Annotated in this window: 27 protein-coding genes; 11 read left to right on the plus strand and 16 right to left on the minus strand. The window is 63.9% G+C overall.

The window, feature by feature from the left end; all coding sequences use genetic code 11:
* Positions 1-167: 167 nt before the first annotated feature.
* The 10 genes from ACFWXH_RS15205 to infC form a co-directional block, all read right to left on the minus strand.
* Entirely contained in the window at positions 168-1,181 is a 1,014-nt protein-coding gene (locus tag ACFWXH_RS15205; protein ID WP_379121558.1) for a Tim44 domain-containing protein, read from the minus strand.
* Between the two features lie 193 nt (positions 1,182-1,374).
* Positions 1,375-2,217 (minus strand): aldo/keto reductase, encoded by an 843-nt coding sequence (locus tag ACFWXH_RS15210; RefSeq protein ID WP_379121560.1) that lies wholly within the window; start codon positions 2,215-2,217, stop codon positions 1,375-1,377.
* Positions 2,218-2,244: 27 nt separating this feature from the next.
* Complete coding sequence (gene pheT, locus ACFWXH_RS15215; RefSeq protein WP_379121562.1) at positions 2,245-4,650, minus strand: phenylalanine--tRNA ligase subunit beta; 2,406 nt, start codon at positions 4,648-4,650, stop codon at positions 2,245-2,247.
* Entirely contained in the window at positions 4,647-5,078 is a 432-nt protein-coding gene (locus tag ACFWXH_RS15220) for an ASCH domain-containing protein (protein ID WP_379121564.1), read from the minus strand. The genes pheT and ACFWXH_RS15220 overlap by 4 nt, the downstream gene beginning before the upstream one ends.
* Entirely contained in the window at positions 5,075-6,172 is a 1,098-nt protein-coding gene (pheS, locus tag ACFWXH_RS15225) for a phenylalanine--tRNA ligase subunit alpha (protein WP_379121566.1), read from the minus strand. The genes ACFWXH_RS15220 and pheS overlap by 4 nt, the downstream gene beginning before the upstream one ends.
* Positions 6,173-6,319: 147 nt before the next feature.
* Complete coding sequence (gene rplT, locus ACFWXH_RS15230) at positions 6,320-6,721, minus strand: 50S ribosomal protein L20 (protein WP_379121568.1); 402 nt, start codon at positions 6,719-6,721, stop codon at positions 6,320-6,322.
* A gap of 33 nt (positions 6,722-6,754) precedes the next feature.
* On the minus strand, positions 6,755-6,958 hold the full coding sequence (rpmI, locus tag ACFWXH_RS15235; protein ID WP_027166935.1) for a 50S ribosomal protein L35: 204 nt from the start codon (positions 6,956-6,958) through the stop codon (positions 6,755-6,757).
* A gap of 171 nt (positions 6,959-7,129) precedes the next feature.
* The gene (locus ACFWXH_RS15240; protein WP_379121570.1) at positions 7,130-7,762 is read right to left on the minus strand and encodes a methyltransferase family protein; all 633 of its coding nucleotides are present in this window, start codon (positions 7,760-7,762) and stop codon (positions 7,130-7,132) included.
* A 112-nt stretch (positions 7,763-7,874) separates the two neighbouring features.
* Complete coding sequence (locus ACFWXH_RS15245) at positions 7,875-8,516, minus strand: methyltransferase family protein (protein WP_379121572.1); 642 nt, start codon at positions 8,514-8,516, stop codon at positions 7,875-7,877.
* Positions 8,517-8,636: 120 nt separating this feature from the next.
* The gene (infC, locus tag ACFWXH_RS15250; protein ID WP_082407524.1) at positions 8,637-9,173 is read right to left on the minus strand and encodes a translation initiation factor IF-3; all 537 of its coding nucleotides are present in this window, start codon (positions 9,171-9,173) and stop codon (positions 8,637-8,639) included.
* A 307-nt stretch (positions 9,174-9,480) separates the two neighbouring features.
* On the opposite strand from infC, the gene ACFWXH_RS15255 reads away from it, so the two are divergent.
* The 4 genes from ACFWXH_RS15255 (at position 9,481) to ACFWXH_RS15270 (ending at position 12,894) form a co-directional block, all read left to right on the plus strand.
* On the plus strand, positions 9,481-10,251 hold the full coding sequence (locus ACFWXH_RS15255; RefSeq protein ID WP_379121574.1) for an alpha/beta hydrolase: 771 nt from the start codon (positions 9,481-9,483) through the stop codon (positions 10,249-10,251).
* The gene (locus tag ACFWXH_RS15260; protein ID WP_379121576.1) at positions 10,251-11,393 is read left to right on the plus strand and encodes a benzoate/H(+) symporter BenE family transporter; all 1,143 of its coding nucleotides are present in this window, start codon (positions 10,251-10,253) and stop codon (positions 11,391-11,393) included. The genes ACFWXH_RS15255 and ACFWXH_RS15260 overlap by 1 nt, the downstream gene beginning before the upstream one ends.
* A 118-nt stretch (positions 11,394-11,511) precedes the next feature.
* Positions 11,512-11,988, plus strand: a complete 477-nt coding sequence (locus tag ACFWXH_RS15265) for a DUF2852 domain-containing protein (protein WP_054312577.1) — start codon at positions 11,512-11,514, stop codon at positions 11,986-11,988.
* Positions 11,989-12,135: 147 nt separating this feature from the next.
* Entirely contained in the window at positions 12,136-12,894 is a 759-nt protein-coding gene (locus tag ACFWXH_RS15270; RefSeq protein WP_379121578.1) for a M48 family metallopeptidase, read from the plus strand.
* Positions 12,895-12,921: 27 nt separating this feature from the next.
* On the opposite strand, the gene ACFWXH_RS15275 is transcribed toward ACFWXH_RS15270, so the two are convergent.
* The 3 genes from ACFWXH_RS15275 to bla form a co-directional block, all read right to left on the minus strand.
* Entirely contained in the window at positions 12,922-13,434 is a 513-nt protein-coding gene (locus ACFWXH_RS15275) for a GNAT family N-acetyltransferase (protein ID WP_379121580.1), read from the minus strand.
* 149 nt (positions 13,435-13,583) lie between these two features.
* Positions 13,584-14,756, minus strand: a complete 1,173-nt coding sequence (ampC, locus tag ACFWXH_RS15280; RefSeq protein ID WP_379121582.1) for a class C beta-lactamase — start codon at positions 14,754-14,756, stop codon at positions 13,584-13,586.
* Positions 14,757-14,786: 30 nt separating this feature from the next.
* Positions 14,787-15,680 (minus strand): class A beta-lactamase, encoded by an 894-nt coding sequence (gene bla / locus ACFWXH_RS15285; protein WP_379121584.1) that lies wholly within the window; start codon positions 15,678-15,680, stop codon positions 14,787-14,789.
* A 170-nt stretch (positions 15,681-15,850) separates the two neighbouring features.
* Between bla and ACFWXH_RS15290 the strand changes: the two genes are divergently transcribed.
* Entirely contained in the window at positions 15,851-16,723 is an 873-nt protein-coding gene (locus tag ACFWXH_RS15290) for a LysR family transcriptional regulator (RefSeq protein WP_379121586.1), read from the plus strand.
* Between the two features lie 30 nt (positions 16,724-16,753).
* On the opposite strand, the gene ACFWXH_RS15295 is transcribed toward ACFWXH_RS15290, so the two are convergent.
* Positions 16,754-16,972, minus strand: coding sequence for a hypothetical protein (locus tag ACFWXH_RS15295; protein WP_054312582.1), 219 nt, complete (start codon positions 16,970-16,972; stop codon positions 16,754-16,756).
* 104 nt (positions 16,973-17,076) lie between these two features.
* Here ACFWXH_RS15295 and ACFWXH_RS15300 point away from each other — a divergent pair, with 104 nt between their 5' ends.
* From ACFWXH_RS15300 to ACFWXH_RS15325, 6 genes are all read left to right on the plus strand, one after another.
* Positions 17,077-17,748, plus strand: coding sequence for a phosphoribosylanthranilate isomerase (locus ACFWXH_RS15300; RefSeq protein WP_379121588.1), 672 nt, complete (start codon positions 17,077-17,079; stop codon positions 17,746-17,748).
* Positions 17,749-17,777: 29 nt separating this feature from the next.
* Positions 17,778-18,998 (plus strand): tryptophan synthase subunit beta, encoded by a 1,221-nt coding sequence (gene trpB, locus ACFWXH_RS15305; RefSeq protein ID WP_379121590.1) that lies wholly within the window; start codon positions 17,778-17,780, stop codon positions 18,996-18,998.
* Positions 18,995-19,240 (plus strand): hypothetical protein, encoded by a 246-nt coding sequence (locus ACFWXH_RS15310; RefSeq protein WP_054312584.1) that lies wholly within the window; start codon positions 18,995-18,997, stop codon positions 19,238-19,240. Before trpB ends, ACFWXH_RS15310 begins: the two co-directional genes overlap by 4 nt.
* A gap of 91 nt (positions 19,241-19,331) precedes the next feature.
* The gene (trpA, locus tag ACFWXH_RS15315) at positions 19,332-20,171 is read left to right on the plus strand and encodes a tryptophan synthase subunit alpha (protein WP_379121592.1); all 840 of its coding nucleotides are present in this window, start codon (positions 19,332-19,334) and stop codon (positions 20,169-20,171) included.
* 60 nt (positions 20,172-20,231) lie between these two features.
* Positions 20,232-21,155 (plus strand): acetyl-CoA carboxylase, carboxyltransferase subunit beta, encoded by a 924-nt coding sequence (gene accD / locus ACFWXH_RS15320; RefSeq protein ID WP_379121594.1) that lies wholly within the window; start codon positions 20,232-20,234, stop codon positions 21,153-21,155.
* 30 nt (positions 21,156-21,185) lie between these two features.
* Positions 21,186-22,517 carry a bifunctional folylpolyglutamate synthase/dihydrofolate synthase gene (locus tag ACFWXH_RS15325; protein WP_379121596.1) on the plus strand — a complete coding sequence of 444 codons (1,332 nt, stop codon included), beginning with the start codon at positions 21,186-21,188 and terminating at the stop codon, positions 22,515-22,517.
* Between the two features lie 60 nt (positions 22,518-22,577).
* On the opposite strand, the gene ACFWXH_RS15330 is transcribed toward ACFWXH_RS15325, so the two are convergent.
* Both ACFWXH_RS15330 and ACFWXH_RS15335 read right to left on the minus strand, forming a co-directional pair.
* The gene (locus ACFWXH_RS15330) at positions 22,578-23,396 is read right to left on the minus strand and encodes an IclR family transcriptional regulator (RefSeq protein WP_379121598.1); all 819 of its coding nucleotides are present in this window, start codon (positions 23,394-23,396) and stop codon (positions 22,578-22,580) included.
* A gap of 56 nt (positions 23,397-23,452) precedes the next feature.
* Positions 23,453-24,670: an aminotransferase class V-fold PLP-dependent enzyme gene (locus ACFWXH_RS15335; protein ID WP_379121600.1), complete on the minus strand. Its 1,218-nt coding sequence runs from the start codon at positions 24,668-24,670 to the stop codon at positions 23,453-23,455.
* Positions 24,671-24,681 lie beyond the last annotated feature (11 nt).

Consider the following 24,681-nt stretch of genomic DNA (forward strand, 5'->3'; position numbering starts at 1 on the left):
TCATTGCGTCAAGATCCTGGGTGCCGCTGGTACCCATCCCGCGCATTACTGCCATTACTGCTTCCCCTGATTCCCCCCCATCCCCCCCCCCCCCCCCCACCTCCCCCCCCCCCCCCCCTCCCCCCCCCCCCCCCCCCCCAACACTTTTCCCGGGATTGCTCCAAAGATTAAGCAGTCGCTTCCTGGATCGCCGACAGCTTCCAGTCGCCGCCGCGCGGACGGGTGAAGGTCCACAGCTCGGTCGTCTCGGTGAGTTCCTCGTCCCCCTCAACGATCTTGCCGGTCTTGCGGTCGCGCATCACGTCGACCGACTCGTAGCGGAAGGCCGCGGTGGCGTAATCCTGGTTGTCCTCGCGCCAGGCTTCGGCGATGTCGGCCTGCACCAGATGTACGTCGGCAACGTCGTTGCGGACACCGTTCTGGGCATTTTCTGCCAGCTCTTCCGAGAAGTAGGACACCATTTCGGGCGTCGTCAGGCGACGCAGGCCGGCATGGTCTTCCTTGGCGAAGGCGGTCTGGACTTCGTCCAGCATGCGCTCGAACCTGTCGAGATCATCCTTTTCCAGTTCGATGTCCTGCGAGGCCGGGGCCGACTGGGTTCCGAAGCCAGGGATGGAGAACGAGCCCGCGCGGCCATTGCCGGCAGGACGCTCGTCCTCGGCAGCATCACGGTTGGCCATGCGTCCGAACATCTCGCGGCTGTCAGGGCCGCCGGCGGCAGGTCCACTCGCCGTGGCGGTTGCCGGTGTTTGGCGCGAACGGAAGAAGCGCAGCGCCAGCATGACGACGAGGCCGACCAGCAGAAGCTGCACGATGAAGCCGAGCGCGCCGGCCATGCCGCCGAAGCCGTAACCGAACAGCACGCCCAACAGGCCACCGATCAGGATGCCGCGCATCAGGCCGCCGCCCAGACCGCTGAACAGGCCCGGACGCTGCTGCGCCATGCCAGGCTGCTGCTGCCGCGTGGTCGCGGTCGGTCCGGTGTTCGGCGTCATCGAGCGCTCGACCGGGGCGGTCGTGTTCGGCGCGGTGCGCGTCGGCGGCGCCGACTGGAATGTGCGTGTGCCGCGGCTGCCGAAGCTGCCGCCACGCCGGGCGTCGGCGAAATCGGTCGACACCAGTGTGAACGCCATCAGAAGCGTGGCCAACAATGCGAATGAACGTGTCTTGCCAGAGATCATCGGGTCCTTCTCCCACAACCCGCTCCGGTGAGTTTTTTTGAAAAGCGGGCCCAATTCAGCGGTCCGACATCACGTCGTGTCTTGCACGAACGTCAGAGGGGCCCGGCCCGCGCATGGGATGTGGGAGGCGGACGGCTGCTTTGCAAGGGCGGATATGCCGAAATCGGTCGAAGCGAGCCGCGAACTTTCGCCTTCAGATCATTTCCAGCGGCACCTTGCGGCGCGGCGGTGGAAAGACCGCGTCGAGTTCGGCGAGATCCGCCTCCGTCAGGACGAGATCGGCGGCCGCGCGATTGGCGCGAACATGCTCCGGCTTGACGGCTTTGGGAATGGCGATGACGCCCTTGTGGCGCAGCACCCAGGCCAGCGCCACCTGCGTGGTGCTGACACCGTGACGCCCGGCGATCGCGGCAAGCCTGTCGTCGCCGGCGAACCCGCCCTGCCCGATCGGCGAATAGGCCATCACCGGGATGCTCGCCCGCTGCGAGGCCGGCAGAAGATCGAATTCGATGCCGCGGCTTTCCAGATTGTAGAGCACCTGGTTGGTCTGCACGGCGCCGCCACCGGATACGCCTGCCAGTTCCCGCATGTCGTCGACATCGAAATTGCTGACGCCCCAATGGCCGATCTTGCCGGCAGCCTGAAGGGTCTCGAAGGCCTGGACCGTCTCTGCCAGAGGCACGCCACCACGCCAATGCAGCAGGTAGAGGTCGATATGGTCCGTGCCCAGCCGCTTCAGGCTGGTCTCGCAGGCTGCGATGGTGCGCTGGCGCGAGGCATTCGACGGCAAGACCTTTGAGACAAGGAAGACCTCGTCGCGGCGCCCGGCAATCGCCTCGCGCACCACCTCCTCGGCGCCACCCGAGGCATACATCTCGGCGGTGTCGATCAGCGTCATGCCGAGATCGAGGCCAAGCCGCAGCGCCGCCACTTCATCGGCAGCGCGGCGCCTGTCCTCGCCCATGTACCAGGTGCCCTGGCCGAGCACCGGAACGTCGACGCCGGCGGGAAGACGTGTGGTACGGATCGCCGGCATCGTTTTTCTCCCTTGGAACAGGACCTGTCAGGTCCGCAGCACGCCGCCGGTCTGCTTGGCGACGTTTTCGACCACGCGCTTGGCGAGCGCTTCGAAATCCTCGTCGGTCAGCGTCTTTTCCACCGGCTGGATCGAGATCTCGATGGCGATCGACTTCTTGCCGCTCCCTAGCGCTGCCCCTTCGAACACGTCGAAAACGGAAACGCCGGTGATCAGCTTCTTGTCGGCGGCAAGGGCGGCGCGCGTCAGCGTACCGGCCTCGACCGTCTTGTCGACGACAAAGGCGAAGTCGCGCTTCACAGCCTGGAACGTTGAAAGCTCAAGCTTCGGCTTGGTGCGGGTCGGCTTGGCCTTCGGCTCTGGGATGGCGTCGACGAACACCTCGAAGCCGCAGAGCGGGCCGGAAGCGTCGAGCACCTCCAGCGCGGTCGGGTGGAACTCGCCGAAATGACCAAGCACGACCTTGGGGCCGAGCTTGATGACGCCGGAACGGCCCGGGTGGTACCAGGACGGCGCACCCGTCTCGATCTGCAGCCGGTCGACCGGCGCACCGCAGGCTTCCAGCACGGCGATGGCGTCGGCCTTGGCATCGAACACGCCGACCCCTTGCGCATTGCCGGCCCAGTGACGGCCGGAACCGTCGAGCTTCGCGGTGCCACGACGCACGCCGGCGGCGACACGACGCTGTGTTTCCGGCGTATCGCCTTCATAGGTGCCGGAAACCTCGAACAAGGCGACATCACTGAAACCGCGATCGGCGTTGCGCTGTGCCGCGGCGACGAGGCCAGGCAGCAGCGACGGCCGCATGTCGGACATGTCGGCGGCGATCGGGTTCGCCAGCTTCAGATGCTTCTGGCCACCGCCGAACAACTCGGCGTGCTTGGCCGGGATGAACGACCAGGTCACCGCTTCCATCATGCCGCGCACCGCCAGCGCGCGCTTGGCGGCGCGGGTGCGGATCTGCAGCGTGGTCAGGATCTTGCCGTTGACGACGCCGTGGCTGGACAGCGGCTGTGGCCGGATCTCGTCGACGCCGTGGATGCGCATCACCTCTTCGACCAGGTCGGCCTTGCCGTCGACGTCCGGGCGCCAGGACGGCACCGCGACCTCGACCACGTCGCCATCGCCTTTCACGGTAAAGCCGAGGCGGGTCAGGATATCGAGGCTCTCCGCCTTCGGCACCTCGATGCCGGTCAGGCGCTTCACCTCCGACACCGGGAAGGAAACCACCTTCGGCGTGAAGCCGGTCTCGCCGGACACTTCGACCTCGGCCGGCTCACCGCCGCAGAGGTCCATGACCATGCGCGTGGCGAGCTCGATGCCCGGGCTGTTGAAGACCGGATCGATGCCGCGCTCGTTGCGATAGCGCGCGTCGGTGATGATGCCGAGCGTGCGGCCGGTGCGCGCCACGGTCAGCGGCTCCCAGACGGCTGCCTCGATCAGCACATCGGTGGTGTTCTCGTCGCAGCCCGAATGTTCGCCGCCCATCACGCCGGCGATGGATTCGACGCCGTTGTCGTCGGCGATGACGCACATGTCCGGCGTCACCGAATAGGTGCGGCCGTCGAGCGCCAGCACGCTTTCGCCTTCCTTGCCGCGCCGGACCACCAGGTTGCCCGCGACCTTTGCGGCATCGAACACGTGCAGCGGCCGGCCACGGTCGAAGGTGATGTAGTTGGTCATGTCGACCAGGGCGTTGATCGGCCTGAGCCCGATCGCCATCAGCCGCTGCTGCAGCCATTTCGGCGACGGGCCGTTCTTGACGTTGCGTACCAGCCTGAGCGCGAAGACGCGGCAGAGATCCGGCGCCTCGATCCTGACCTTGACCGGCGTGGCGCCCTTGCCCGCGACCGGCTCGACCGGCGCGGTCTTCAGCTTGCCGAGGCCCGATGCGGCGAGATCGCGCGCGATGCCGTAGACGCCAGTGGCTTCCGGATGGTTCGGCGTCAGGTTGATCTCGATGACCGGATCGTCGAGATGGGCATAGGCAGCGAAGGATGTGCCGACCGGCGCATCCTGCGGCAGGTCGATGATGCCATTGTGCTCGTCCGACAGTTCGAGCTCGCGCTCGGAGCACATCATGCCATGGCTCTCGACGCCGCGGATCTTGCCGACCGAAAGCGTGACGTCGATGCCGGGCACATAGGCGCCGGGCGCCGCGAAGGCGCCGACCAGGCCGGCGCGCGCGTTCGGCGCACCGCAGACGACCTGCACCGGTGCGCCGGAGCCGATGTCGACGCTCAACACCTGCAGCTTGTCGGCGTCCGGATGCTTGGCAGCCGTCAGCACCTTGGCGATGACGAAGGGCTTCAGCGCCGCCTTGTCGTCGACCGACTCGACCTCGAGGCCGATCGAGGTCAGACGCTCGACGATCTCGTCCAGCGTGGCATCGGTTTCCAGATGATCCTTGAGCCAGGAGAGGGTGAATTTCATGGGTTCACTCGTTTCGTATCGTTGCGGTCGAGCACTTCCACCAGCCGGAACCGCTCACAAACCAGAATCATCTCGGGCGAATAGCCGCCATTGCGGGCGAAATAGGCTTCATGTGCCTCACGCCAGTATTCATAAGACAGGTCGCCTTCGCCCTCTTCGCGCGCAAAGGCGGCGTCGACCTCGTCGAAGCGCTTCATCTCCACAGCCATCGTCTCGATGACCGCTGCACGGCGGCCCTGGCCATCGAGCACGACGTCGCGCCGTCCAACCGCCGGCACCGGCTCGTGATCGCCGAAGTCGCGCAACGCGCCGCAGGTCGCGGTCTTGCGGCCTGCCAGCACCAGCGCCAGCAGTTCGTCCGCCAGTTCCGGACTGTCACCGAAGGTGAAGGTCACGGCCTTGGCATAGGGATCGGCAACGGCATTCATGTGCTGAGGCCGCCGAACAGCGTCGGCATGTCGAGCGGGCGGAAGCCGTAATGCGACAGCCAGCGCACATCGGCGTCGAAGAAGGCGCGCAGGTCCGGCATGCCGTATTTCAGCATGGCGATGCGGTCGATGCCCATGCCCCAGGCGAAGCCCTGGTATTCGTCGGGATCGAGCCCACCGGCGCGCAGCACATTGGGATGCACCATGCCGCAGCCGAGGATCTCCATCCAGTCGTTGCCTTCGCCGAAGCGCACTTCGCCCGGACGCGAGCGGTCGCACTGGATGTCGACTTCCAGGCTCGGTTCCGTGAACGGGAAGAAGGACGGGCGGAAGCGCATCTTCAGGCTCGGAACCTCGAAGAAGGCCTTGCAGAATTCTTCCAGCACCCAGCGCATGTTGGCGACGTTGGCCGTGCGGTCGATGACCAGCCCCTCGAGCTGATGGAACATCGGCGTATGGGTCGCGTCCGAATCCATGCGGTAGGTCTTGCCCGGGATGACGATGCGGATCGGCGGCTTCTGCACCTCCATGGTGCGGATCTGCACCGGAGAGGTGTGGGTGCGCAGCAGCCTGGCCTCGTTGCCCTCGGCCGCCTGCAGGAAAAACGTGTCGTGCATCTCGCGCGCCGGATGGCCGACGGGGAAGTTGAGCGCGGTGAAGTTGTAGTGGTCGGTCTCGATATCCGGGCCTTCGGCGATCGCGAAGCCCATGTCGCCGAAGATAGCGGCGATCTCGTCGACGACCTGGCTGATCGGGTGGATGCGGCCGCGCTCGGCCGGCGACTGGCGCACCGGCAGCGTGACGTCGACCGTCTCGGCGACAAGGCGGGCGGCAACGGCGACATTCTTCAGCTCGGCCTTGCGGGCAGCCAGCGCCTCGGTGACGCGGTTCTTCAGCCCGTTGATCGCAGGGCCTTGGACCTGGCGCTCCTCGGCGGTCATTGCGCCCAGCGTCTTCAACAACTCCGAGACGGAGCCCTTCTTGCCGAGAGCAGCGATGCGCACAGCCTCGATGGCCTGCTCATCGGCAGAAGCCGCGATATCGGCAAGCAGCGCGCTCTCCAGGACTTCGAGATTTCCAGCGTTGGCGTTCACGATAAAACTCTTTCGATCGGGACTACGCGGCAGCGACTGCCTGATAGCCATTGTTGTTTCGAGCGCGAATGAAGAAAAACCCGCGCCAGCCGTGCCAGCGCGGGTTTCCCAAATCAGATTTCGAAAAGCTTGGGAAGACGCTGGTCTTTAAGCGACAGCGCTTTCAAAAGCATTCGGGGTGGTGTTCTTCAGGTATTCGAGCGCGACCTTGGCCTTGCCGACGAGCGCGGCGAAAGCCTGCGGCTCGTGGATAGCCATGTCGGACAGGACCTTGCGGTCGATCTCGATGCCGGCCTTGTTGAGACCGTCGATGAAGCGGCCATAGGTCAGGCCGTGCTCGCGGACAGCGGCGTTGATGCGCTGTACCCAGAGCGCGCGGAAGTTACGCTTGCGCGCCTTGCGGTCGCGATAGGCGTACTGCAGTGACTTCTCGACCGCCTGCTTGGCGATGCGGATGGTGTTCTTGCGACGGCCGTAGAAACCCTTGGCGGCTTTCAGGACCTTCTTGTGCTTGGCGTGGGCGGTAACGCCTCTCTTTACGCGTGCCATGTCATGATCTCCTTAAATTGGGGCGCAGCCGGCTCAGAGGCCGTTCGGAAGGAAGTTCTTGATGACCTTCTTGCCATCCGGTTCAGCCAGAACCATCGTGCCGCGGGCATCGCGAATGAACTTGTTGCTGCGCTTGATCATGCCGTGACGCTTGCCGGCCGCAGCCGACAGGACCTTACCGGTCGCAGTGATCTTGAACCGCTTTTTAGCGGCGGACTTGGTCTTCATCTTGGGCATTTTGCTACTCCTATGCGAGGGCTTGAAGCACCTCTTGTTGTTGTTTCCGGGCCGACCAAAGCCTGGAAAGCAAATGAAACCGCCACGGCATGCCCTGCCGGGCGGTTTTTCTGGAACGCGGCCCTATACTGCAAAGACGCCGGCCGCGCAATCCCCGCCGACGCTCCAGCATCAATACAGCCAGAACAGGATCGGGACCAGCCCGTTCTCCTGACCTTCCTCGATCAATTCGAAGAAGGGGATGGCAGCCAGGAACATCAGCCCGTCGCGCAAGGTGAGATTGAAGATGCGCGTGGTGAACGTCACTTCGGTCTGATCCCGGTAAAGAAACGGATTCGGCAGGAAGCGCGGTACGCGCCGCAGATAATCCTCGTAAGGCGCGCCGAGCACGGACTTCAGATAACGCTCTTCCCGCAAGGTAACGATATGAAACGCGACCGCGCAAAGCAGAGCGGAGGCGATCGTCACCACCGCGCTGCCGGTCTGCGCGCCGATGCCTGCGGCCGCGATCGTGGAAAAGAAATACAGCGGGTTGCGCATCACCGAATAAGGGCCGGTCGAAATCAGCTCCGCCGACTTTCGCCCGCCGATGTAGAGGATCGACCAGAGCCGGCCGCCGATGCCCACCAGGATCAAGGCAAGGCCTGTCGACTCTATCCGTTCATGCGTGAGTTCGTCATGCAACGAGCCGCTGAAGACGAGGAGCCCGAAGAAGATGACGATCAGGACGGCGAGACCGCCGCGCCGTCGCCGCTGATAGCGCCCCAATGCCTCGAGCGCCTCGGATGATGGGGTAGTGGGCATGGGAAGAACCCGACCGCAGAACTGCGATCGCGTTGTTATTGGACCCGTTTGCGGAATTTGTCGGGCCTGTTTGTGGAATTTACCCGGTCTGTTTGCGGAGGAATCGTGGCAGTCAGGGCAACCGGAAAAGAACCGGCAGCGCGCCGGACCCTTGAGCGTTTTCGATCAGCTCGAAGATCGGCATGGCCGCCAGGAAGACCAGGCCGTCGAGCAAGGTGTTGAGCAGGAGGCGCGGCCGGAAGGAGCCGGTATCGCCTTCCTGGTAGAGCGAGAGGTTGGGAATGAAGCGCGGCACGCGGGCGAGATAGGCCTTGTAGGGCGCCCCAAGTTCATCCGTCAGGAACCGCTCCTCGCGCAGGATCACGATATGGAACGCGCCGGCGCAGAGCAGGGCAAAACCCGCAGTCGCGACAAGCGAACCCATCTGCGCGCCGACGCCGGCGGCGGCAAGCGTCGAGAAGACATAAAGCGGATTGCGGGTGATCGAATACGGGCCGCCCGTAACCACCTCATGCGATTTGCGCCCGCCGATATAAAGCGTCGACCACAGGCGCCCGACGATGCCGAGAAACATCATCAGGACGCCGACCATCTCCACGGTTTCGTGGATGAAGCTCTCGGGCGGATAGATGGCCTCTCCGAACAGCAGCGCCGCAAACATCGCAACGATGACGAAGGCAAGCACCAGGCGCCTGAGAGACTGGTAGGCGCCAAGCGCGCGCCGGGCATCCGTCTCCACGATTTTGTTGTCCATGTTCAGAAGTCCGCTCAGTGCCGCAGTCCCAGGCGACAAATCACCGAGTTGAGGCAGGAAAAAGGCGCCCCGCCGGAGACGGGACGCCTTGATCAAAAACGCACTGGGCAGGCGCCACGGTCAACGCGGCGCCAGCACCATCATCATCTGGCGGCCCTCAAGCTTCGGCTCGGCCTCGACCTTGGCGATGGTGGCGACTTCCTCGCGCACCTTGTTGAGAAGCTGCATGCCGAGTTCCATGTGCGCCATCTCGCGGCCACGGAAACGCAGCGTCAGCTTGACCTTGTCGCCTTCCTCGAAGAAGCGGCGCACGGCGCGCATCTTCACGTCGTAGTCGTGGCTGTCGATGTTGGGGCGCATCTTGATCTCCTTGATCTCGATGACGCGCTGGTTCTTGCGAGCCTCGGCAGCCTTTTTCTGGTTGGCGTATTTCAGCTTGCCGAGGTCGAGAATCTTGGTGACCGGCGGGACGGCGTTGGGCGAGATCTCGACCAGATCCAGCCCGGCTTCCTCAGCCAGCTGCAGTGCTTCGTTGATGGAAACGTCACCGCGGTTCTTGCCTTCTGCGTCGATAAGCTGGACGCGGGGGACGCGGATATCCCGGTTTGCGCGCGGGCCATCCTTCGTGGGCGCCGCTGCTTTGAAAGGTCTGCGAATTGTCGTGGTCTCCTCGAGCCGTTGGCGTTCTGGGATTCAGTTCAAATTTTGCTTTGGCGCGTCAATGTGGTGACCGCGCGGCGCGAGTCAATAGCACAGGCGCGACAACAAATCACCTGTTCAGGCAATTTAGTCCTACTGTTGCTTTCTGAACCAAGCAAAGAACTGAACAGCGGTCTTTTCGCTGCGCCTCGGCCATGTCAAGAAGCGCGACCCCAGAACACTGCACGTCATTATTGGGACGCGGGTTCTGACATTTTGAAGCTGCGCATCGGCCTGGCAGGCACGATGCGCTTGGAACCGCGCCATGCAACCGACCGCTCCCGAATTCCTTGATGTCGACGGCATTTCCATCGCCGTCCGCCAACAGCCCGGCAAAGCACCGGGCGTGATCTGGCTCGGCGGCTACAAGTCCGACATGCTCGGCACCAAGGCCGAGACGCTGGCCGACTGGGCCGACAGGAGCCGCCACGCCTTTTTGCGGCATGACTATTCCGGCCACGGCGAATCCGGTGGCGACTTCAACGAAGGCACCATCTCGACCTGGCTTGCCCAAAGCCTCGCGGTCTTTCGTCAGCACGCCAAAGGCAAGCAGATCCTGGTCGGCTCGTCGATGGGCGCGTGGATCGCCTTGCGCATGGCGCAGGAACTGCGCAAGGCGGGCGACGACCGTGTCGCCGGACTGGTACTTCTGGCGCCGGCACCCGATTTCACCGCCGAGCTGATCGAACCGACGCTGACCGACACGCAGCGCCGCGACCTCGCCGAAAAAGGCTTCTTCGCCGAGCCTTCCGAATATTCGGACCAGCCTTATGTCTACACGCGCGCGCTGATCGAGGACGGCCGCGACAACCTCGTGATGACCGGCCCTATCGACACGCATTGCCCGGTTCACGTGATCCAAGGCCTGGCCGATCCGGATGTGCCGCACACCCATGCCTTGAAGCTGGTCAGCCATCTGCCCGCCGACGACGTCACGCTGTCGCTGGTGCCGGAAGGCGACCACCGCCTGTCGCGGCCCCAGGATCTGGAACTGCTGGTCCGCGCCGTGGAAACGCTGATCGAGCGGATCCGCTGATGCGCATTTCCATCCCGATATCCGCTTTCGTCGCGGCGATCGTCGGCTTCGGCGGAACGCTTGCCATCATCATCGCGGCCGCCAATGCCGTCGGCGCCACGCAGTTGCAGACGGCGAGCTGGGTCACCGCGCTGTGCATTTCGATGGCGGTCGAGACTGCATGGCTGTCCTGGCGCACCAAGATGCCGATCATCAGCGCATGGTCGACACCGGGAGCGGCACTGATTGCGGCATCGAGCGGCTTTTCGATCGGGGAAGCCGTCGGCGCCTTCCTGATCGCCGGCGTGCTCCTTGTGCTGACCGGCCTGCTCAAGCCGCTGACCCGGCTGATCTCGAAAATCCCCGCCTCGGTGGCATCCGGCATGCTGGCCGGCATCCTTGTCACCTTCGCGCTCAATGCCGTCAGGACCGTTCCCGTCGACCCCTGGCTGGTGCTGCCGCTGATCGCGGCCTTCTTCCTGATCAGGCTGTGGAACCCCTCGCTGTCCGTGCTCGCGGTTCTGATCGGTGGCGGGTTCGCCGCCTTTGCGACCGGCCGTGTCGGCAGCCTGCCGACACCCGAACTTTCGACGCTGACGCTGATCGCACCCGTCTTCACCGCCAAGGCGGCGATCGGGCTGGCATTGCCGCTCTATCTCGTCACCATGGCCTCGCAGAACCTGTCGGGTCTCGCCGTGCTGCGGGCAGCCGGCTACCACCCCGAACCGGGCCCGTTGATCGGTTTCACCGGGCTGGTTTCCGTTCTGCTCGCGCCGTTCGGCGCCTCGACCTCCAATCTTGCCGCGATCTCGGCAGCGATCTGCACCGGACCGGACGTGCATCCGGACCCTGCCGAGCGCTGGAAGACCGGGCCTTTCTATGCGCTCGCCTATGTTGTCTTCGCGATCTTCGGCGCCTCGCTGGTGGCGATCTTCGCGGTGCTGCCGCAGAGCCTGATCGTGCTGGTCGCGGGCCTCGCCCTGATGGGGCCGCTCACCAATGCGCTGACCATCTCGCTCAAGGACGAGCATGAACGCATGGCCGCCACGACGGCTTTTGCCGTCACCGCCTCGGGTCTCACCCTGTTCGGCGTTGGCGCCGCGTTCTGGGGTCTTGTCGCCGGCATGATCGTGGTCCTGCTCGATCACGCAAAAAATCGTTAGGCTTTACAGCCGGTTGCCCGGTTCCCCAGGCGTTTTGTCTTGAACAAGGCGCCCGCTGTTCCCACTTCGATCGGAAGCAGCCGCGCTTTGGCTGCCTCCAACCAAAGGAACGGGAGAAATGAACACGACTGCATTGATCCGCCCGGCCTGGACGCCGGCAACCATCGCGCTGATGGTTCTTGGCTTCGTGGTGTTCTGGCCGCTGGGCCTCGCCATGCTCGCCTACATCATCTGGGGCGACCGGCTCGACGGCTTCAAGCGCGACGTCAACAAGGCCACGGATGGCATCTTCGCCGGCTGCCGCCGCAGCGCCGACAAGGCTCATCGCTGGGGCCATGGCTCTGCCCGCACCGGCAATGTCGCCTTCGACGACTGGCGCGACAAGGAGCTGGAGCGCCTGGCCGAAGAGCGCCGCAAGCTCGATGAGGCGCTGGCCGAGTTCGACGAGTATGCCCGCGAGCTGCGCCGCGCCAAGGACCAGGAAGAGTTCGACCGCTTCATGGCCCAGCGCAACAAGCCGACCGCGCCGACGACCACCAAGCCGGCCCCCGGCAAGTCAACCAAGGGCAAGGGCACGAACCTGCTCGACGACTGATCGATGCGATCAGCATGAGTTCCAGCGGCGCCGTCTGAAAGCGGCGCCGCTGTCTTATGGGCTGCCGAACTATCCATCATCGCCCCGTGGCAATCACATCGCCGCGAAAGGCACTACAGATTTTCCCGAATCGCTTATGTTCCTCTTATGTCCTTCGCCTTCTTCCGCAACCTGACCAAGCCCAGGCCCGCTCCGACCGAAGAGCGTGAGCATCATGTGGCCGGGCGTACGCTGCCGCTCAGGATCGTGGAGAACGAGCGCGCCCGGCGCCTGACGCTGAGGATCGATGCCGGCGGGCAGAGCCTGCGCATCACGGTGCCGCCTGGCCTGCGCCAGGGCGAGGTCGAGAGGTTCCTCACCCGCCATCAGGGCTGGCTCGAACAGAGACTGGCCAAGGTGCCGGACCGACCGCAGGTGCGGCCGGGTATCAAGATCCCGCTGCGCGGCGTGCCGCATCTGGTCGTGCATGAGCCGGGCAAGCGCGGTACCGTTGTGGTCGGCGCCGACGAAACCGGCCCGACGCTGACCATCCATGGCGATCGGCTGCACCTGCCGCGCCGAGTCGCCGATTTCCTCAAACGCGAGGCCAAGCGCGATATCGAGGCGCTGGTGCTGCGCCATACCGGTGCGATCGGCCGCAAGGCAAAAAGCGTCCGCTTCAAGGATACGTCGAGCCGCTGGGGCTCGTGCACCGCGGACGGCAACCTGTCCTTCTCCTGGCGCATCATGATGGCGCCGCCGCCGGTGATAAATTACCTGGTGGCGCATGAGGTGGCGCATCTGAAGGAGATGAACCACGGCCCTAAATTCTGGAAGCTGTGCGAAGCGCTGTGCCCTGATACCGAGCGCTGCAGGGCCTGGCTGAAGAAGAATGGCGGTGCGCTGCAGGCGATCGCGTTCGAGTAGAGACCGTCCGTCGACAGTCCGGCCCGCTCACAGCGATTTCGTCAGCCACAGGATCAGGTCGTCGTCAACGCGCACGGACTGATCGGGAGCCACCGGCTTTTCGCCATAGGTGATGCCGCGTCCGTCCGGTTGGTAACCCAGTCTGACATAGAGGCGCTGGGCCGCACCATAGTCGGCATAGAGGCCGACGCCCAGGCCGATCGTCGGCTTGCCGGCCGAGGCGGCGAGCTGTTCGAAGCGACCGATCATCGCCGTGGCAATACCGCCGCCGCGCGCAGCCTGCGCGACAACCAGATTGTTGATTTCGGGAATACCCGCTGCCTTGAACGGCAGATAGCCAGACTGCCACAGCAGCGTGCCATAGCCGACAACGTCCTGGCCTTTGAACGCAATCAGCACGACGCGGCAGCCCTGAGCGGCATCGGCAAGATAGCCTTGCCAAAGTACGGGCTCGGCATTCCATGCCGGGCCGCCGTTCGTCGCAGCGATCCGCTCCGGATCGCCGGCCTCTAGAGCCCTGATGGTGAAGCCGTCCGTCATCGCCGCCAGTCTTTCGTCGCCTATCCGTTGTTCCGACAGATGGCCACAGCTCCTGTCGGAAGCAACTCCATGGCATGGTCCAGACGACAGTGACAGAACCGGCCAGACGAACCCGGCCGGTCCAGTCGCAAATGCGTCTGCGCAGTCGTTTACAGGCCAGGCAATTTCTCGATCCCGGAAAGGATACGATAAGCCGCCTTTATCCGAACCGGGATCGGATAGTTCTTGTTCGCCAGGATGGCGATACCGACCTTCCTCGCCGGAATGAACGCGGCATAGGCGCCGAAACCGTTCGTCGAACCGGTCTTGTTGAGCCAGGCATCGGCTGCCGCCGGCACTGGCGGATTGAGCTTCTCGGCCTTCTGCGGCTTGAACGCCATGTCCGCCGAATTGCCAGTCAGCAGCCTGTCGAGAGTGGTTGGATAGGAATAACTCTCCCAGCCCAGCCCTTGAGTCATGCCGCCGACCTTGTAGTAACCGAGATGTGTGCCGGCGATGGCGGCGCGCAGTTTCTCATCCGACACCGCGCCACTCATGTTCGATTCGACGAAGCGGATCAGATCGGGCGCTGTGGTCTTGATGCCATAGGCCTGCGAATCCAGAACGCCTGATGTCACGCGAACGGGCTTGCCTGCTTTCGAATAGCCATAGGCATAGTCGCCCATCCGCGCCTTGGGCACGTGGATGAAGGTGTTGGACAGGCCGAGCGCCGGCAGGAGTTTTTCCTCCATGAGCACATCGAAGGGCTTGCCCATGCTTTCTGCCGCCAGATAACCGAACAAGCCAATACTGGGGTTGGAGTAGCGGCGGTGCGTGCCCGCCGGAAATTCCGGCTTCCAGGCCCGGAAATAGGCAATCATTCCGTCCTGATTGGTCACATCATCCGGGACCTGCAGCGGCAGGCCACCCGCTGTGTAAGTGCCGAGATCGAGGACATCGGTCTTGCCCAAGGCACCGCCGTCAAGCGCCGGCAGGTAGGTGCTCGCCTTTTCAGACAGCGAAAACGTGCCGCTTTCCACGGCATAGGCAGCCAGCGTTGCGGCAAAGGTCTTCGATACCGAACCGATTTCGAAGATGGTGTTTTCCGTGACCTTCCGGCCGCTTTCCTTGGAAGCGACACCGTAGCCGAAGAAAAACCGCTTGCCGTCGACCGTGATCGCCACGGCCATGCCAGGCAATCCGTTTTCCTTCATCACCGGCCGGACCGTCTCGTTCACCAGTTGCTCCAGCTGGTGCTCGGCACCCTTGCTGTCGGCGGCGTGGGCATTGGTGACTTGCAGGAATGCGGCTGCAAGGATTCCGATTTTGAGAATTCTGATCATGTTCCTGGATCTTTCGATAGGCCGGGGATGTCAAACTTGCGATGCGATGTGGCCGATCTCGGCAATGACCGCATTGCGCTCCTTGGACGAGATCCTGGGGATCTCGCAGAAGGCCGTCACGATCAGCGGAGCCCGATCCGGCGGCCAGACAATGCCAACATCATTGGCATTGCCATGCTCGTCGCCATTGGTGCCCGTTTTGTCGCCGACAAGCCAATCGTTGGGCAAGCCTGCACGCAGCCGTGCATCGCCGGTCTTGTTGGTGATCAGCCATGCCGCCAGTTGAGAGCGCGAAGCGGCCGACAGGGTATCGGTAAACAGGAGCTTGCGCAGGGTTTCGGCCATCGCATTTGCCGTGGTGGTGTCGCGCTCATCATCCGGGCTGTCGTGGTAGTTCAATTCAGGCTCGAACCTGTCGAGGCGCGTGATAACGTCACCGATCTTCCGACAGAAAGCGGTAAGGGCTGCCGGCCCACCGAAGCTGGCAAGCAGAAGGTTCCCGGCGGTGTTGTCGCTTCGGGTCACGGTCGCGTCGCATAGCTCCGCAACCGTCATGCCTTCGTCGACATGTTTCTCCGTCACCGGCGAGCCGGATTCGACCAGATCCTTCTTCGTATATTTGATGAGGCGATCCAGCTTCTCCTCACCCTTGTCGACGCGGGCAAGCACAAGGGCTGCTGCCAAAGCCTTGAAGGTGCTGCACATCAGGATGCGTTCGTCGGCCCGGTGCTGGACACGCCTGCCGCTGCCGAGATCGAGGATGGTCGCGCAGAAGCGGCCGGGATGTTTGCGCTCCAGTTCGGCGAGCCTGGTTTCGGCTTCTCCGGCGCGCTCGGTGCGTGCGACCGAGCCGAGAGCCGCCAGGGTTGGGATGGCAAGAAGGCTGCCGGCAAGGGCCTGCCGGCGCGAAAAGGACATCGTCATTCGCGTGTTCCATATCAGCGTTGATTGAGGGAGAGGAACGAACGCCGACGGTCCTAGCGAACCGTGGCCAACTCCCATTCGCGACTCTCGGAAGCGACTATGAAGACGCCACTTGCCTTAGGCAAACGATCAATTCTAAGCTCAGCCATGAATAAAACTTGGTCATAGCGATGGAAGTTTCACAACTGCCACTCAATGCGCTGCGTGCCTTCGAGGCTTCCGCCCGCCATTGCAGCTTCACCCGGGCCGGGCTCGAGCTGCGCGTTACGCAGACGGCGATCAGCCACCAGATCAAGGCGCTCGAGGATGCCCTGGGCGTGACCCTGTTCAAGCGGCTGCCGCGCGGGCTCGCAATGACAGACGAGGGCCATGCGTTGTTGCCGGTGCTCACCGATGCCTTCAGGCGCATGAGCGCCACGCTCAGCCAGTTCGAGGACGGCAACTACCGTGAAATCCTGACGGTCGGCGTGGTCGGTACCTTCGCCATCGGCTGGCTGCTGCCGCGGCTCAATGCATTCAAGGAACAGCACCCACATCTCGATCTGCGCCTCAAGACGAACAACAACCGCTCGGACATCGTGCTCGATGGGCTCGATTTCTTCATCCGCTTCGGCGATGGCGCCTGGCACGGCACAGAGGCTTTTCACCTCATGGATGCTCCGCTCTCACCCGTGTGTGCGCCGACGCTGCATCCGCGCCTTGGCACCCCCGCTGACCTGGCCAATGCCGAACTGTTGCGCTCCTACCGGATCGACGAATGGAAGCTGTGGTTCAAAGCTGCCGGGACAGAGGCGCCGAGCCTGCGTGGCTGGATGTTCGATTCCTCGCTGACGCTGGTGGAGGCGGCAGCACGCGGGGTCGGCGTCGCGCTGGTTCCGGTGGCGATGTTCAGCCACGACATCGCGACAGGACGGATCGTGCAACCCTTCGACATCGCCGTGCACACCGGGAACTATTGGCTGACGCGGCTGAAATCGCGCGAAGAGACGCCGGCAATGACCGCGTTCCGGGAATGGCTGGTCGACACCACAGACCAGGCTTGATCGGCGCGCCAGTCACTGCAGAAGCCGAATTCAATCGTCGTTGGCGGCATTGAGTTCGTCGGGCCTCAGCCCCTCATCCTCCTGGCGCGGCCAGGGCAGGAATTCCTTCTCGAAGGCATCGCCGCCGAAATAGTCGAGCGCGCGATGCGCCTCGGCTCCGTTGAAGGCAGCCTTGTCGATCAGATGCGCGATCACTTCACGCGCCTGGGCGAGCTTTTCCTTCAGCTCGGTGACGGTGTTTTCGGCCATGGCAATGCTGCTCCCATTTGCTGACAAGGTAGCCGCTTTCCTCATTTCGGCAAATCGTCGCTTTTCCTCGACTTTGCCGGCTTTTCGTGGCACTTGCCGGCCTCATGGCACGTGAGAACACACGCGAGATCAAGATATGCGGTCTCAGGACCGAGGCGGCCCTGGCCGCCGCGCTTGACAATGGCGCCAGCCATGTCGGCTTCATCTTCTTTGCCAAGAGCCCGCGCAACATCGCGCCTGCCGATGCCGGACGCCTGCGCCAGGCGGCACGCGGCAAAGCCAAGGCAGTCGCCGTCACCGTCGATGCCGACGACGCCTTTCTGGACGAGATCGTGACCGCGATGGCGCCCGACATGCTGCAGCTGCACGGCTCCGAAAGCCCCGAACGCGTGGCCGAAGTGAAGGCCCGCTATGGCCTGCCGGTCATGAAGGCGTTTTCGCTGCGCGAAGCCGACGATCTCGCCGCCGTCACGCCCTATCGCAGCGTCGCCGACCGTTTCCTGTTCGATGCCAAGCCGCCCAAGGGTTCCGAATTGCCCGGCGGCAACGGTGTTGCCTTCGACTGGCGCATTCTGACCAGCCTTGACGCCGATCTCGATTACATGCTTTCGGGAGGGCTCAACGCGGACAATGTCGGCGAGGCGCTGGCAATCGCCAATCCGCCCGGCCTCGACATTTCGTCCGGCGTTGAAAGCGCACCGGGCGTCAAGGATGTCCGGCTGATCGCAGAGTTCTTTCAGGCAGTGCGGGCAGCGCGTAAAATCCGCGCCGCCTGAGCATCAAACAGCTTTCTAGGAGATCGGCTATGAACAAGCCGGCGTTGCCAAATTCCTTCCGCACGGGCCCCGACGAGCAGGGCATGTTCGGCATTTTCGGTGGCCGCTTCGTCGCCGAGACGCTGATGCCGCTGATCCTCGACCTGGAGCGGGAGTGGAACAAGGCCAAGGACGATCCGGAGTTCAAGGCGGAGCTATCGGCACTGTCGACCTTCTATGCCGGCCGGCCCTCCAAGCTCTATTTCGCCGAAGGCCTGACCCGCCATCTCGGTGGGGCGAAAATCTACTTCAAGCGCGAGGATTTGAACCACACCGGCTCGCACAAGATCAACAACTGCCTCGGCCAGATCCTGCTGGCCAAGCGCATGGGCAAGAAGCGCATCATCGCGGAAACCGGCGCCGGCCAGCATGGCGTCGCCTCCGCCACGGTGGCGGCACGCTTCGGCTACCCTTGCGTGGTCTATATGGGCGCCACCGATGTCGCCCGCCAAAGCCCCAACGTCTTCCGCATGAAGCTCCTGGGCGCCGAGGTGCGGCCGGTGACCGCCGGCCACGGCACGCTGAAGGATGCGATGAACGAAGCGCTGCGGGACTGGGTCACCAATGTCGAGGACACCTATTACCTGATCGGCACCGCCGCCGGGCCCCATCCCTATCCGGAACTGGTGCGCGACTTCCAGTCGGTCATCGGCACGGAAGCGCGCCAGCAGATGCTGGATCAGGAGGGCCGCCTGCCCGACACCATCATCGCCGCCGTCGGCGGCGGCTCCAATGCCATCGGCCTGTTCCATCCCTTCCTCGACGACAAGGATGTCGAGATCATCGGCATCGAGGCGGGTGGCCGCGGGCTGGACGGCGTCGAGCACTGCGCCTCGATGAATGCCGGCAAGCCGGGCGTGCTGCATGGCAACCGCACCTACCTGCTGCAGGACGACGACGGGCAGATCCTGGAAGGCCATTCGATCTCGGCCGGCCTCGACTATCCTGGCGTCGGGCCCGAGCACAGCTGGCTGCGCGACAGCGGCCGGGTCGACTACCAGCCGATCCTCGACGACGAGGCGCTGGAGGCATTTCAGCTCTGCACGCGGACCGAAGGCATCATCCCGGCGCTGGAATCGGCGCATGCCATCGCGCATGCCGTCAAGATCGCGCCCAATATGGCCAAGGACAAGATCATCATCGTCAACCTGTCCGGCCGTGGCGACAAGGACGTCCACACGGTCGCAAAGATGATGGGCATGGAGATATGAGCACTTTCGAGATCTATCACTCCAGGCACAATCCCCACCACTATGTGGCGGTGGAGGCCGGCGACCAGCGCGAAAACGCCAAGGGCGTGCGCGACAGCCAGAACCTCAAATTCCTGACCAATGTCGCCGACGACGGCGAGCCGCGCATCGCCTTCGATCCGAAGCTGGCACGCAGCCGCATCGCGCGCGACGGCTTCTACGCCTTCGCGGTGACCATCGAAATCCGCGAACATCCCGAATGAGACGGATGCTTGCGATCCTCGACCTTGCCGCGCAGGGCTTCGCAGCCGCCGGCGCAGCAACCCAGATCCATTCGACTATGAAGGGCATGGCATGACCACCCGCATCGACCGCCGCATGGCGAAGCTCAAAGCAGAAGGCCGGCCGGCCCTCGTCACCTATTTCATGGGCGGCGACCCGGACTACGACACCTCGCTGTCGATCATGAAGGCGCTACCCAAGGCCGGCAGCGACATCATCGAGCTCGGCATGCCTTTTTCCGACCCGATGGCCGACGGTCCGGCGATCCAGGCTGCCGGCCTGCGCGCGCTGAAAGGCGGGCAGACGCTGAAGAAGACGCTGGCCATAGCCGCCGAATTCCGCAAGGGCGACGACGAGACGCCGATCGTGCTGATGGGCTACTACAACCCGATCTATGTCTATGGCGTCGACAATTTCCTGGCCGAGGCCAAGGCATCCGGCATAGACGGACTGATCATCGTCGACCTGCCGCCGGAAATGGATGCGGAGCTGTGTATCCCCGCCTTGAAGGCCGGCATCAACTTCATCCGCCTCGCCACGCCGACCACCGACGACAAGCGCCTGCCCAAGGTGCTCGAGAACACCTCCGGCTTCGTCTACTATGTGTCGATGACGGGCATCACCGGTTCGGCGCTGGCCGACACGACCAAGGTGGCGACCGCCGTCCAGCGCATCAAGGAACACACCGACCTGCCGGTCTGTGTCGGCTTCGGCGTCAAGACCGCCGAGCAGGCGCGCACCATCGGCGCCTCTGCAGATGGTGTGGTGATCGGCACGGCGATCGTCAATGCGATAGCCAATGTGCTGGGCCCGAAAGGCGAGAAGACCGCCGACCCGGCCGAGGCCGTGGCCACGCTGGTGAGCGGCCTGGCACAAGGCGTGCGTTCGGCCCGCCTTGCTGCTGCCGAATAGTTTTCCTACCTCTCTACAATTACGACGCCCGACCAACAAACACGGGCAGGAGCCGAAGCGATGAACTGGATCACCAACTTCGTTCGCCCGAAGATCAATTCGATGCTGGGCCGCCGGGAAGTGCCGGAGAACCTCTGGGTCAAAGACCCGGAAACCGGCGAGATGATCTTCCACAAGGACCTGGAAGGGAATCAGTTCGTCATCCCATCCTCAGGCCACCACATGAAGATCTCGGCCAAGGAACGGCTGAAGTTCTTCTTCGACGACGGCAAGTACGAGGTCATCGAGAACCCCAAGGTTCCCATCGACCCGCTGAAGTTCCGCGACGAGAAGCGCTATACCGACCGCCTCAAGGAGGCGAAGGCCAAGACCGGACTGGAGGACGCCATCCTCAACGCCACCGGCACGATCGAGGGCCTTCCCGTGGTCGTCACCGTGCAGGATTTCGCCTTCATGGGCGGATCGCTCGGCATGGCCGCCGGTGAGGCCATCATCCGCGCCTTCGAGGTCGCCCTGCAGCGCAAGCGTCCGCTGATCCTGTTCGCCGCGTCCGGTGGCGCGCGCATGCAGGAGGGCATCCTCTCGCTGATGCAATTGCCGCGCACCACCGTTGCCGTCGACCGGCTGAAGGAAGCCGGCCTGCCCTATTTCGTCGTGCTGACCAACCCGACGACCGGCGGCGTTACCGCCTCCTATGCGATGTTGGGCGACGTACACATCGCCGAACCCGGCGCGCTCATCGGCTTTGCCGGCCCGCGTGTCATCGAGCAGACGATCCGCGAGAAGCTTCCCGAAGGCTTCCAGCGTTCGGAATATCTGATGCAGCACGGCATGGTCGACATGGTCGTCTCCCGGCTGGAGATGAAGAAAACCGTGGCCGGCCTGCTCAAGCTGCTGCTCAAGCAGCCGCCGGAAAAGAAGATCGCCGAGCCGGAAATCCTGCCGCCGGTGGTGACCAAGCCCGAAGCGCGGCCGCAGGCGTAACCCTATCCAAGTGCAGCGCGGAGCCTCCGCATGACCACACTCTCCGCCGAGCGTCAGATCGAACACCTGATGACGCTGCATCCGAAGGGCTTCGACCTTTCGCTGGATCGCGTCAGCCGCCTGCTGGAGCGTCTCGGCAATCCGCAGGACAGGCTGCCGCCGGTGATCCACATTGCCGGCACCAACGGCAAGGGCTCCTGCGCGGCCTTCTCGCGCGCACTGCTCGAGGCCGCCGGCTACCGCGTGCATGTGCACACCTCGCCGCATCTGGTGAACTGGCACGAACGCTACCGGCTGGGCGCCGAAGGCGGCGGCAAACTGGTGGAAGACAAGGTCTTCGCCAATGCGATCGCCCGCGTGGCCGAAGCCAATGCAGGCGAGACGATCACCGTGTTCGAGATCCTGACCGCTGTCGGTTTCCTGCTGTTTGCCGAGCATCCGGCGGACGCCGCCATCATGGAGGTCGGCCTCGGCGGGCGCTTCGATGCCACCAACGTCATCAAGCGGCCGGCGGTCTCGGTGATCATGCCGGTGTCGCTCGACCACGAAGCCTATCTCGGCGATCGCGTCGAACTGATCGCGGCCGAAAAGGCCGGCATCATCAAACGCGGCTGCCCGGTCGTGGTCGGTGCGCAGGAGTTCGAAGCGGCACAGCTCGTGCTGATCGAGACCGCCGAGCGGCTGCGCGCACCGCTCTCGGTCTATGGCCAGGACTTCCTCGCCTTCGGCGAGAACGGCCGCATGGTCTATCAGGACGGTGACGGGCTGATGGATCTGTCACCGCCGCGCCTGCCCGGTCGCCACCAGTTCGCCAATGCCGCGGCGGCCATCGCCGCAATCAAGGCCGCCGGTTTCGAGATCGGCGAACATGACGCCGACCAGGCGATGACCAGCGTATCCTGGCCAGGCCGTATGCAGCGGCTGACGCAGGGCCGGCTGGTGGACCTGGCGCCGCGCGGCGCCGAGATCTGGCTGGACGGCGGCCACAATCCGGGCGCCGGCACGGCCATCGCCGAGGCACTCGCCGAGCAGGAGGAAAAGACGCCGCGGCCACTGTTCCTGATTTCAGGCATGATCAACACCAAGGACCAGAGCGGCTATTTTCGCGCCTTCAAGGGGCTGGCCAGGCATGTCTACACGGTGCCGGTGTCGATGAGCGATTCCGGGGTACCGAACGACGAACTCGCTGCACGCGCGGCCGAGGCGGAGCTGTCGGCGGAGCCGGTCAGCTCCGTCGCCAACGCGCTGATGCTGCTGCGCGATACCTGGGACGAAAAGGAAGTCGCGCCGCGTATCCTGATCGGCGGCTCGCTCTATCTTGCCGGTGCCGTGCTGGCCGAAAACGGTACCCCGCCGAGCTGAATCACAAAAAGCGGAAACGCTCCAGCATCGTCGCGATAGCAGCCTTAACGCAGCGGTTTCTCAGTCCGGACGGTGCCAGCCCAGCCGTGTCTCGATACGCCGAGCGCTTTCCTTGACCAGCGCTACCAGATCCGGATCCTTCTGCTTGATCTTTACATCCGGCACGACAATGGAAACCGTGGCTCGACAGGCACCTTGAGAGTCGCGGATGGGAGCCGCGACACAGGCGACCGAAAAATCGGACTCGCCGGCCTGGATTGACAGGCCCTGCTCGAGCGCGGCGGCAGCGGCGGACGCAAGCAGTTCCTTATCGGTTTCGGCGCGGCCGGTCGGCGAGGCCGTGGCCGAGCGGCCGAACAGCTCCAGCCGTTCAGCTTCGGAAAGATGGCCAACCAAAAGGCGCCCGGAGGCAGTCCAATTCAGCGGCGTGCGTGTGCCTACGCGCGAGGTGACCTGGAAGTGATCCGATCCTTCCTCCATGGCGAGCACCACCATGTTGTCGCCGTCCCTGCCGCAAATCTGAACCGTCTCGCCCGAACGGTGCGCCAGCTGGTGCATCTCGTGCACGGCAACCTCGAGCAGGTCCAGCGAACGCGCATAGCTCAGGCCGTAATGATAAAGCCGCGGCCCGAGCCACAGCAGCCCGCCGTCCTTGCGATCGAGCATCTCCTTGTCGACAAGGTCGTCAACGATGACGTAGATGGTCGACAGTGGCGCACCAACAGCGCGCGCGATCTCGTATGCGGTGGTCGGCCGGCCCTGCTTCTGCAAATGGTCGAGGACCTGCAGCGCCCGATCGATGCCGCTGGTGCGCGAACGGCGCGGCATCCGCGCCGCTTCCGCCTCGCCCACCTCACTATCAGTCTCTGTCGTCGACATGAAATCTCGCCTTTTTCACCCCATAGTAGAATCAGGGGTTGGTGCGCAACAGACGTTCAATCCGGCCATTTGAGGATCGCCGCCTCACGCGCCAGCAGCCGATTCTCGAAAGGCGTCGCAATGACTGTGTTCGACTTCCGTGCCTGATCCAGTTCCTCGGCAAGCCGCTTCGCCACGATGAACTCCTCATTGGGATGCAGGTTGCACGGGTCGAGGAAGAAGTAGCCGTGCTCGACCTCATGATCCCGCACGATCACCGGCGGATCGCCGGCGGCCAACCGGTCGGCGAGATCCCAGGCGGTGATGTTAGCCGCTTCGGTATCGACGTTCACCTTCAACCGGTCCAGCGGATTGTGCGTCGGATCGGGAACGACCGCCGCGGCGATACCCGGCCGGTCAGCCAGAGCCTCGACCCAGCAATCCAAGGCGAGCTGCTCGCGGGCACGGATACCGGCATGATCGCGGCTCTTCCAAGCTTGCAGTGCGGCAAGCGCGCCGACGATGCCTTCCTTGCCGACCTTCATGCCGCGGCCGATGCCCCGGTTCTGCAGATAGGTGTCACGCACCATTTCCTTGCGTCCGGCAACGATGCCGGAAGTCGGACCGCCGAGGAACTTATGGCCGGAATAGAGCGCCAAGTCCGCACCGTCAGCGAGGAAGCCAGTCATGTCGTACTCGGACGCGGCATCCACGATCACCGGCACGCCGCGGGCATGGCAGACATCGCAGAATATTTTCAGCGGAATCTGGGCATAGTCGACGACGTGATGCGACACGACATAGACGGCCGCGGCCGTGCATTCGGTGATCGCACCGGCCAGTTGATACGCATGGGCGCTCGTGGCCTGGCCGACGGGAACGACCTTCGCGCCGGCCAGCCGGATCGCCTGCTCAACCGGCGCGCCGTAGCTGACCATGTGGCCGGATTGGATCAGGACCTCGTCCTTCAATCCAGTGGCGTCGGGCAGCCGTTCGATCGCCGCCAGATCGGAGCCGGTCATGCATGCCGCGGCGGCCAGCGTGATGCCGGCCGAGCAGGACGCCGTGACGAAGCCGGCTTCCGCGCCGGTAAGTTCCGCGATCACGGAGCTGGCGCGGCGATAGAGATCACCCATCTCGACGAATTCGCCGAGAATGGCCGAAATCGCCTCGACAGCGTCGGGTACCACGATGGAGGCACCGAGCGCCGTCATCGTGCCAGAGACGTTGATGACCGGCCTGAGCTTGAGCCGGGCGCGGATGTCGATCTGTTTTCTGCTGGAGGGCTTGTCCATGGTATTCCTCA

Source organism: Mesorhizobium sp. NPDC059054 (genome assembly GCF_042739215.1).
Classification (GTDB): Bacteria; Pseudomonadota; Alphaproteobacteria; order Rhizobiales; family Rhizobiaceae; genus Mesorhizobium.

Coding starts and splice junctions, on each gene's coding strand:
- ACFWXH_RS15205 (WP_379121558.1), bottom strand. CDS start 1,181: ATGATCTCTGGCAAGACACGTTCATTCGCATTGTTGGCCACGCTTCTG.
- ACFWXH_RS15210 (WP_379121560.1), bottom strand. CDS start 2,217: ATGCCGGCGATCCGTACCACACGTCTTCCCGCCGGCGTCGACGTTCCG.
- pheT (WP_379121562.1), bottom strand. CDS start 4,650: ATGAAATTCACCCTCTCCTGGCTCAAGGATCATCTGGAAACCGATGCC.
- ACFWXH_RS15220 (WP_379121564.1), bottom strand. CDS start 5,078: ATGAATGCCGTTGCCGATCCCTATGCCAAGGCCGTGACCTTCACCTTC.
- rplT (WP_379121568.1), bottom strand. CDS start 6,721: ATGGCACGCGTAAAGAGAGGCGTTACCGCCCACGCCAAGCACAAGAAG.
- rpmI (WP_027166935.1), bottom strand. CDS start 6,958: ATGCCCAAGATGAAGACCAAGTCCGCCGCTAAAAAGCGGTTCAAGATC.
- ACFWXH_RS15240 (WP_379121570.1), bottom strand. CDS start 7,762: ATGCCCACTACCCCATCATCCGAGGCGCTCGAGGCATTGGGGCGCTAT.
- ACFWXH_RS15245 (WP_379121572.1), bottom strand. CDS start 8,516: ATGGACAACAAAATCGTGGAGACGGATGCCCGGCGCGCGCTTGGCGCC.
- ACFWXH_RS15255 (WP_379121574.1), top strand. CDS start 9,481: ATGCAACCGACCGCTCCCGAATTCCTTGATGTCGACGGCATTTCCATC.
- ACFWXH_RS15260 (WP_379121576.1), top strand. CDS start 10,251: ATGCGCATTTCCATCCCGATATCCGCTTTCGTCGCGGCGATCGTCGGC.
- ACFWXH_RS15265 (WP_054312577.1), top strand. CDS start 11,512: ATGAACACGACTGCATTGATCCGCCCGGCCTGGACGCCGGCAACCATC.
- ACFWXH_RS15270 (WP_379121578.1), top strand. CDS start 12,136: ATGTCCTTCGCCTTCTTCCGCAACCTGACCAAGCCCAGGCCCGCTCCG.
- ACFWXH_RS15275 (WP_379121580.1), bottom strand. CDS start 13,434: ATGACGGACGGCTTCACCATCAGGGCTCTAGAGGCCGGCGATCCGGAG.
- ampC (WP_379121582.1), bottom strand. CDS start 14,756: ATGATCAGAATTCTCAAAATCGGAATCCTTGCAGCCGCATTCCTGCAA.
- bla (WP_379121584.1), bottom strand. CDS start 15,680: ATGACGATGTCCTTTTCGCGCCGGCAGGCCCTTGCCGGCAGCCTTCTT.
- ACFWXH_RS15290 (WP_379121586.1), top strand. CDS start 15,851: ATGGAAGTTTCACAACTGCCACTCAATGCGCTGCGTGCCTTCGAGGCT.
- ACFWXH_RS15295 (WP_054312582.1), bottom strand. CDS start 16,972: ATGGCCGAAAACACCGTCACCGAGCTGAAGGAAAAGCTCGCCCAGGCG.
- ACFWXH_RS15300 (WP_379121588.1), top strand. CDS start 17,077: ATGGCACGTGAGAACACACGCGAGATCAAGATATGCGGTCTCAGGACC.
- trpB (WP_379121590.1), top strand. CDS start 17,778: ATGAACAAGCCGGCGTTGCCAAATTCCTTCCGCACGGGCCCCGACGAG.
- ACFWXH_RS15310 (WP_054312584.1), top strand. CDS start 18,995: ATGAGCACTTTCGAGATCTATCACTCCAGGCACAATCCCCACCACTAT.
- trpA (WP_379121592.1), top strand. CDS start 19,332: ATGACCACCCGCATCGACCGCCGCATGGCGAAGCTCAAAGCAGAAGGC.
- accD (WP_379121594.1), top strand. CDS start 20,232: ATGAACTGGATCACCAACTTCGTTCGCCCGAAGATCAATTCGATGCTG.
- ACFWXH_RS15325 (WP_379121596.1), top strand. CDS start 21,186: ATGACCACACTCTCCGCCGAGCGTCAGATCGAACACCTGATGACGCTG.
- ACFWXH_RS15330 (WP_379121598.1), bottom strand. CDS start 23,396: ATGTCGACGACAGAGACTGATAGTGAGGTGGGCGAGGCGGAAGCGGCG.
- ACFWXH_RS15335 (WP_379121600.1), bottom strand. CDS start 24,670: ATGGACAAGCCCTCCAGCAGAAAACAGATCGACATCCGCGCCCGGCTC.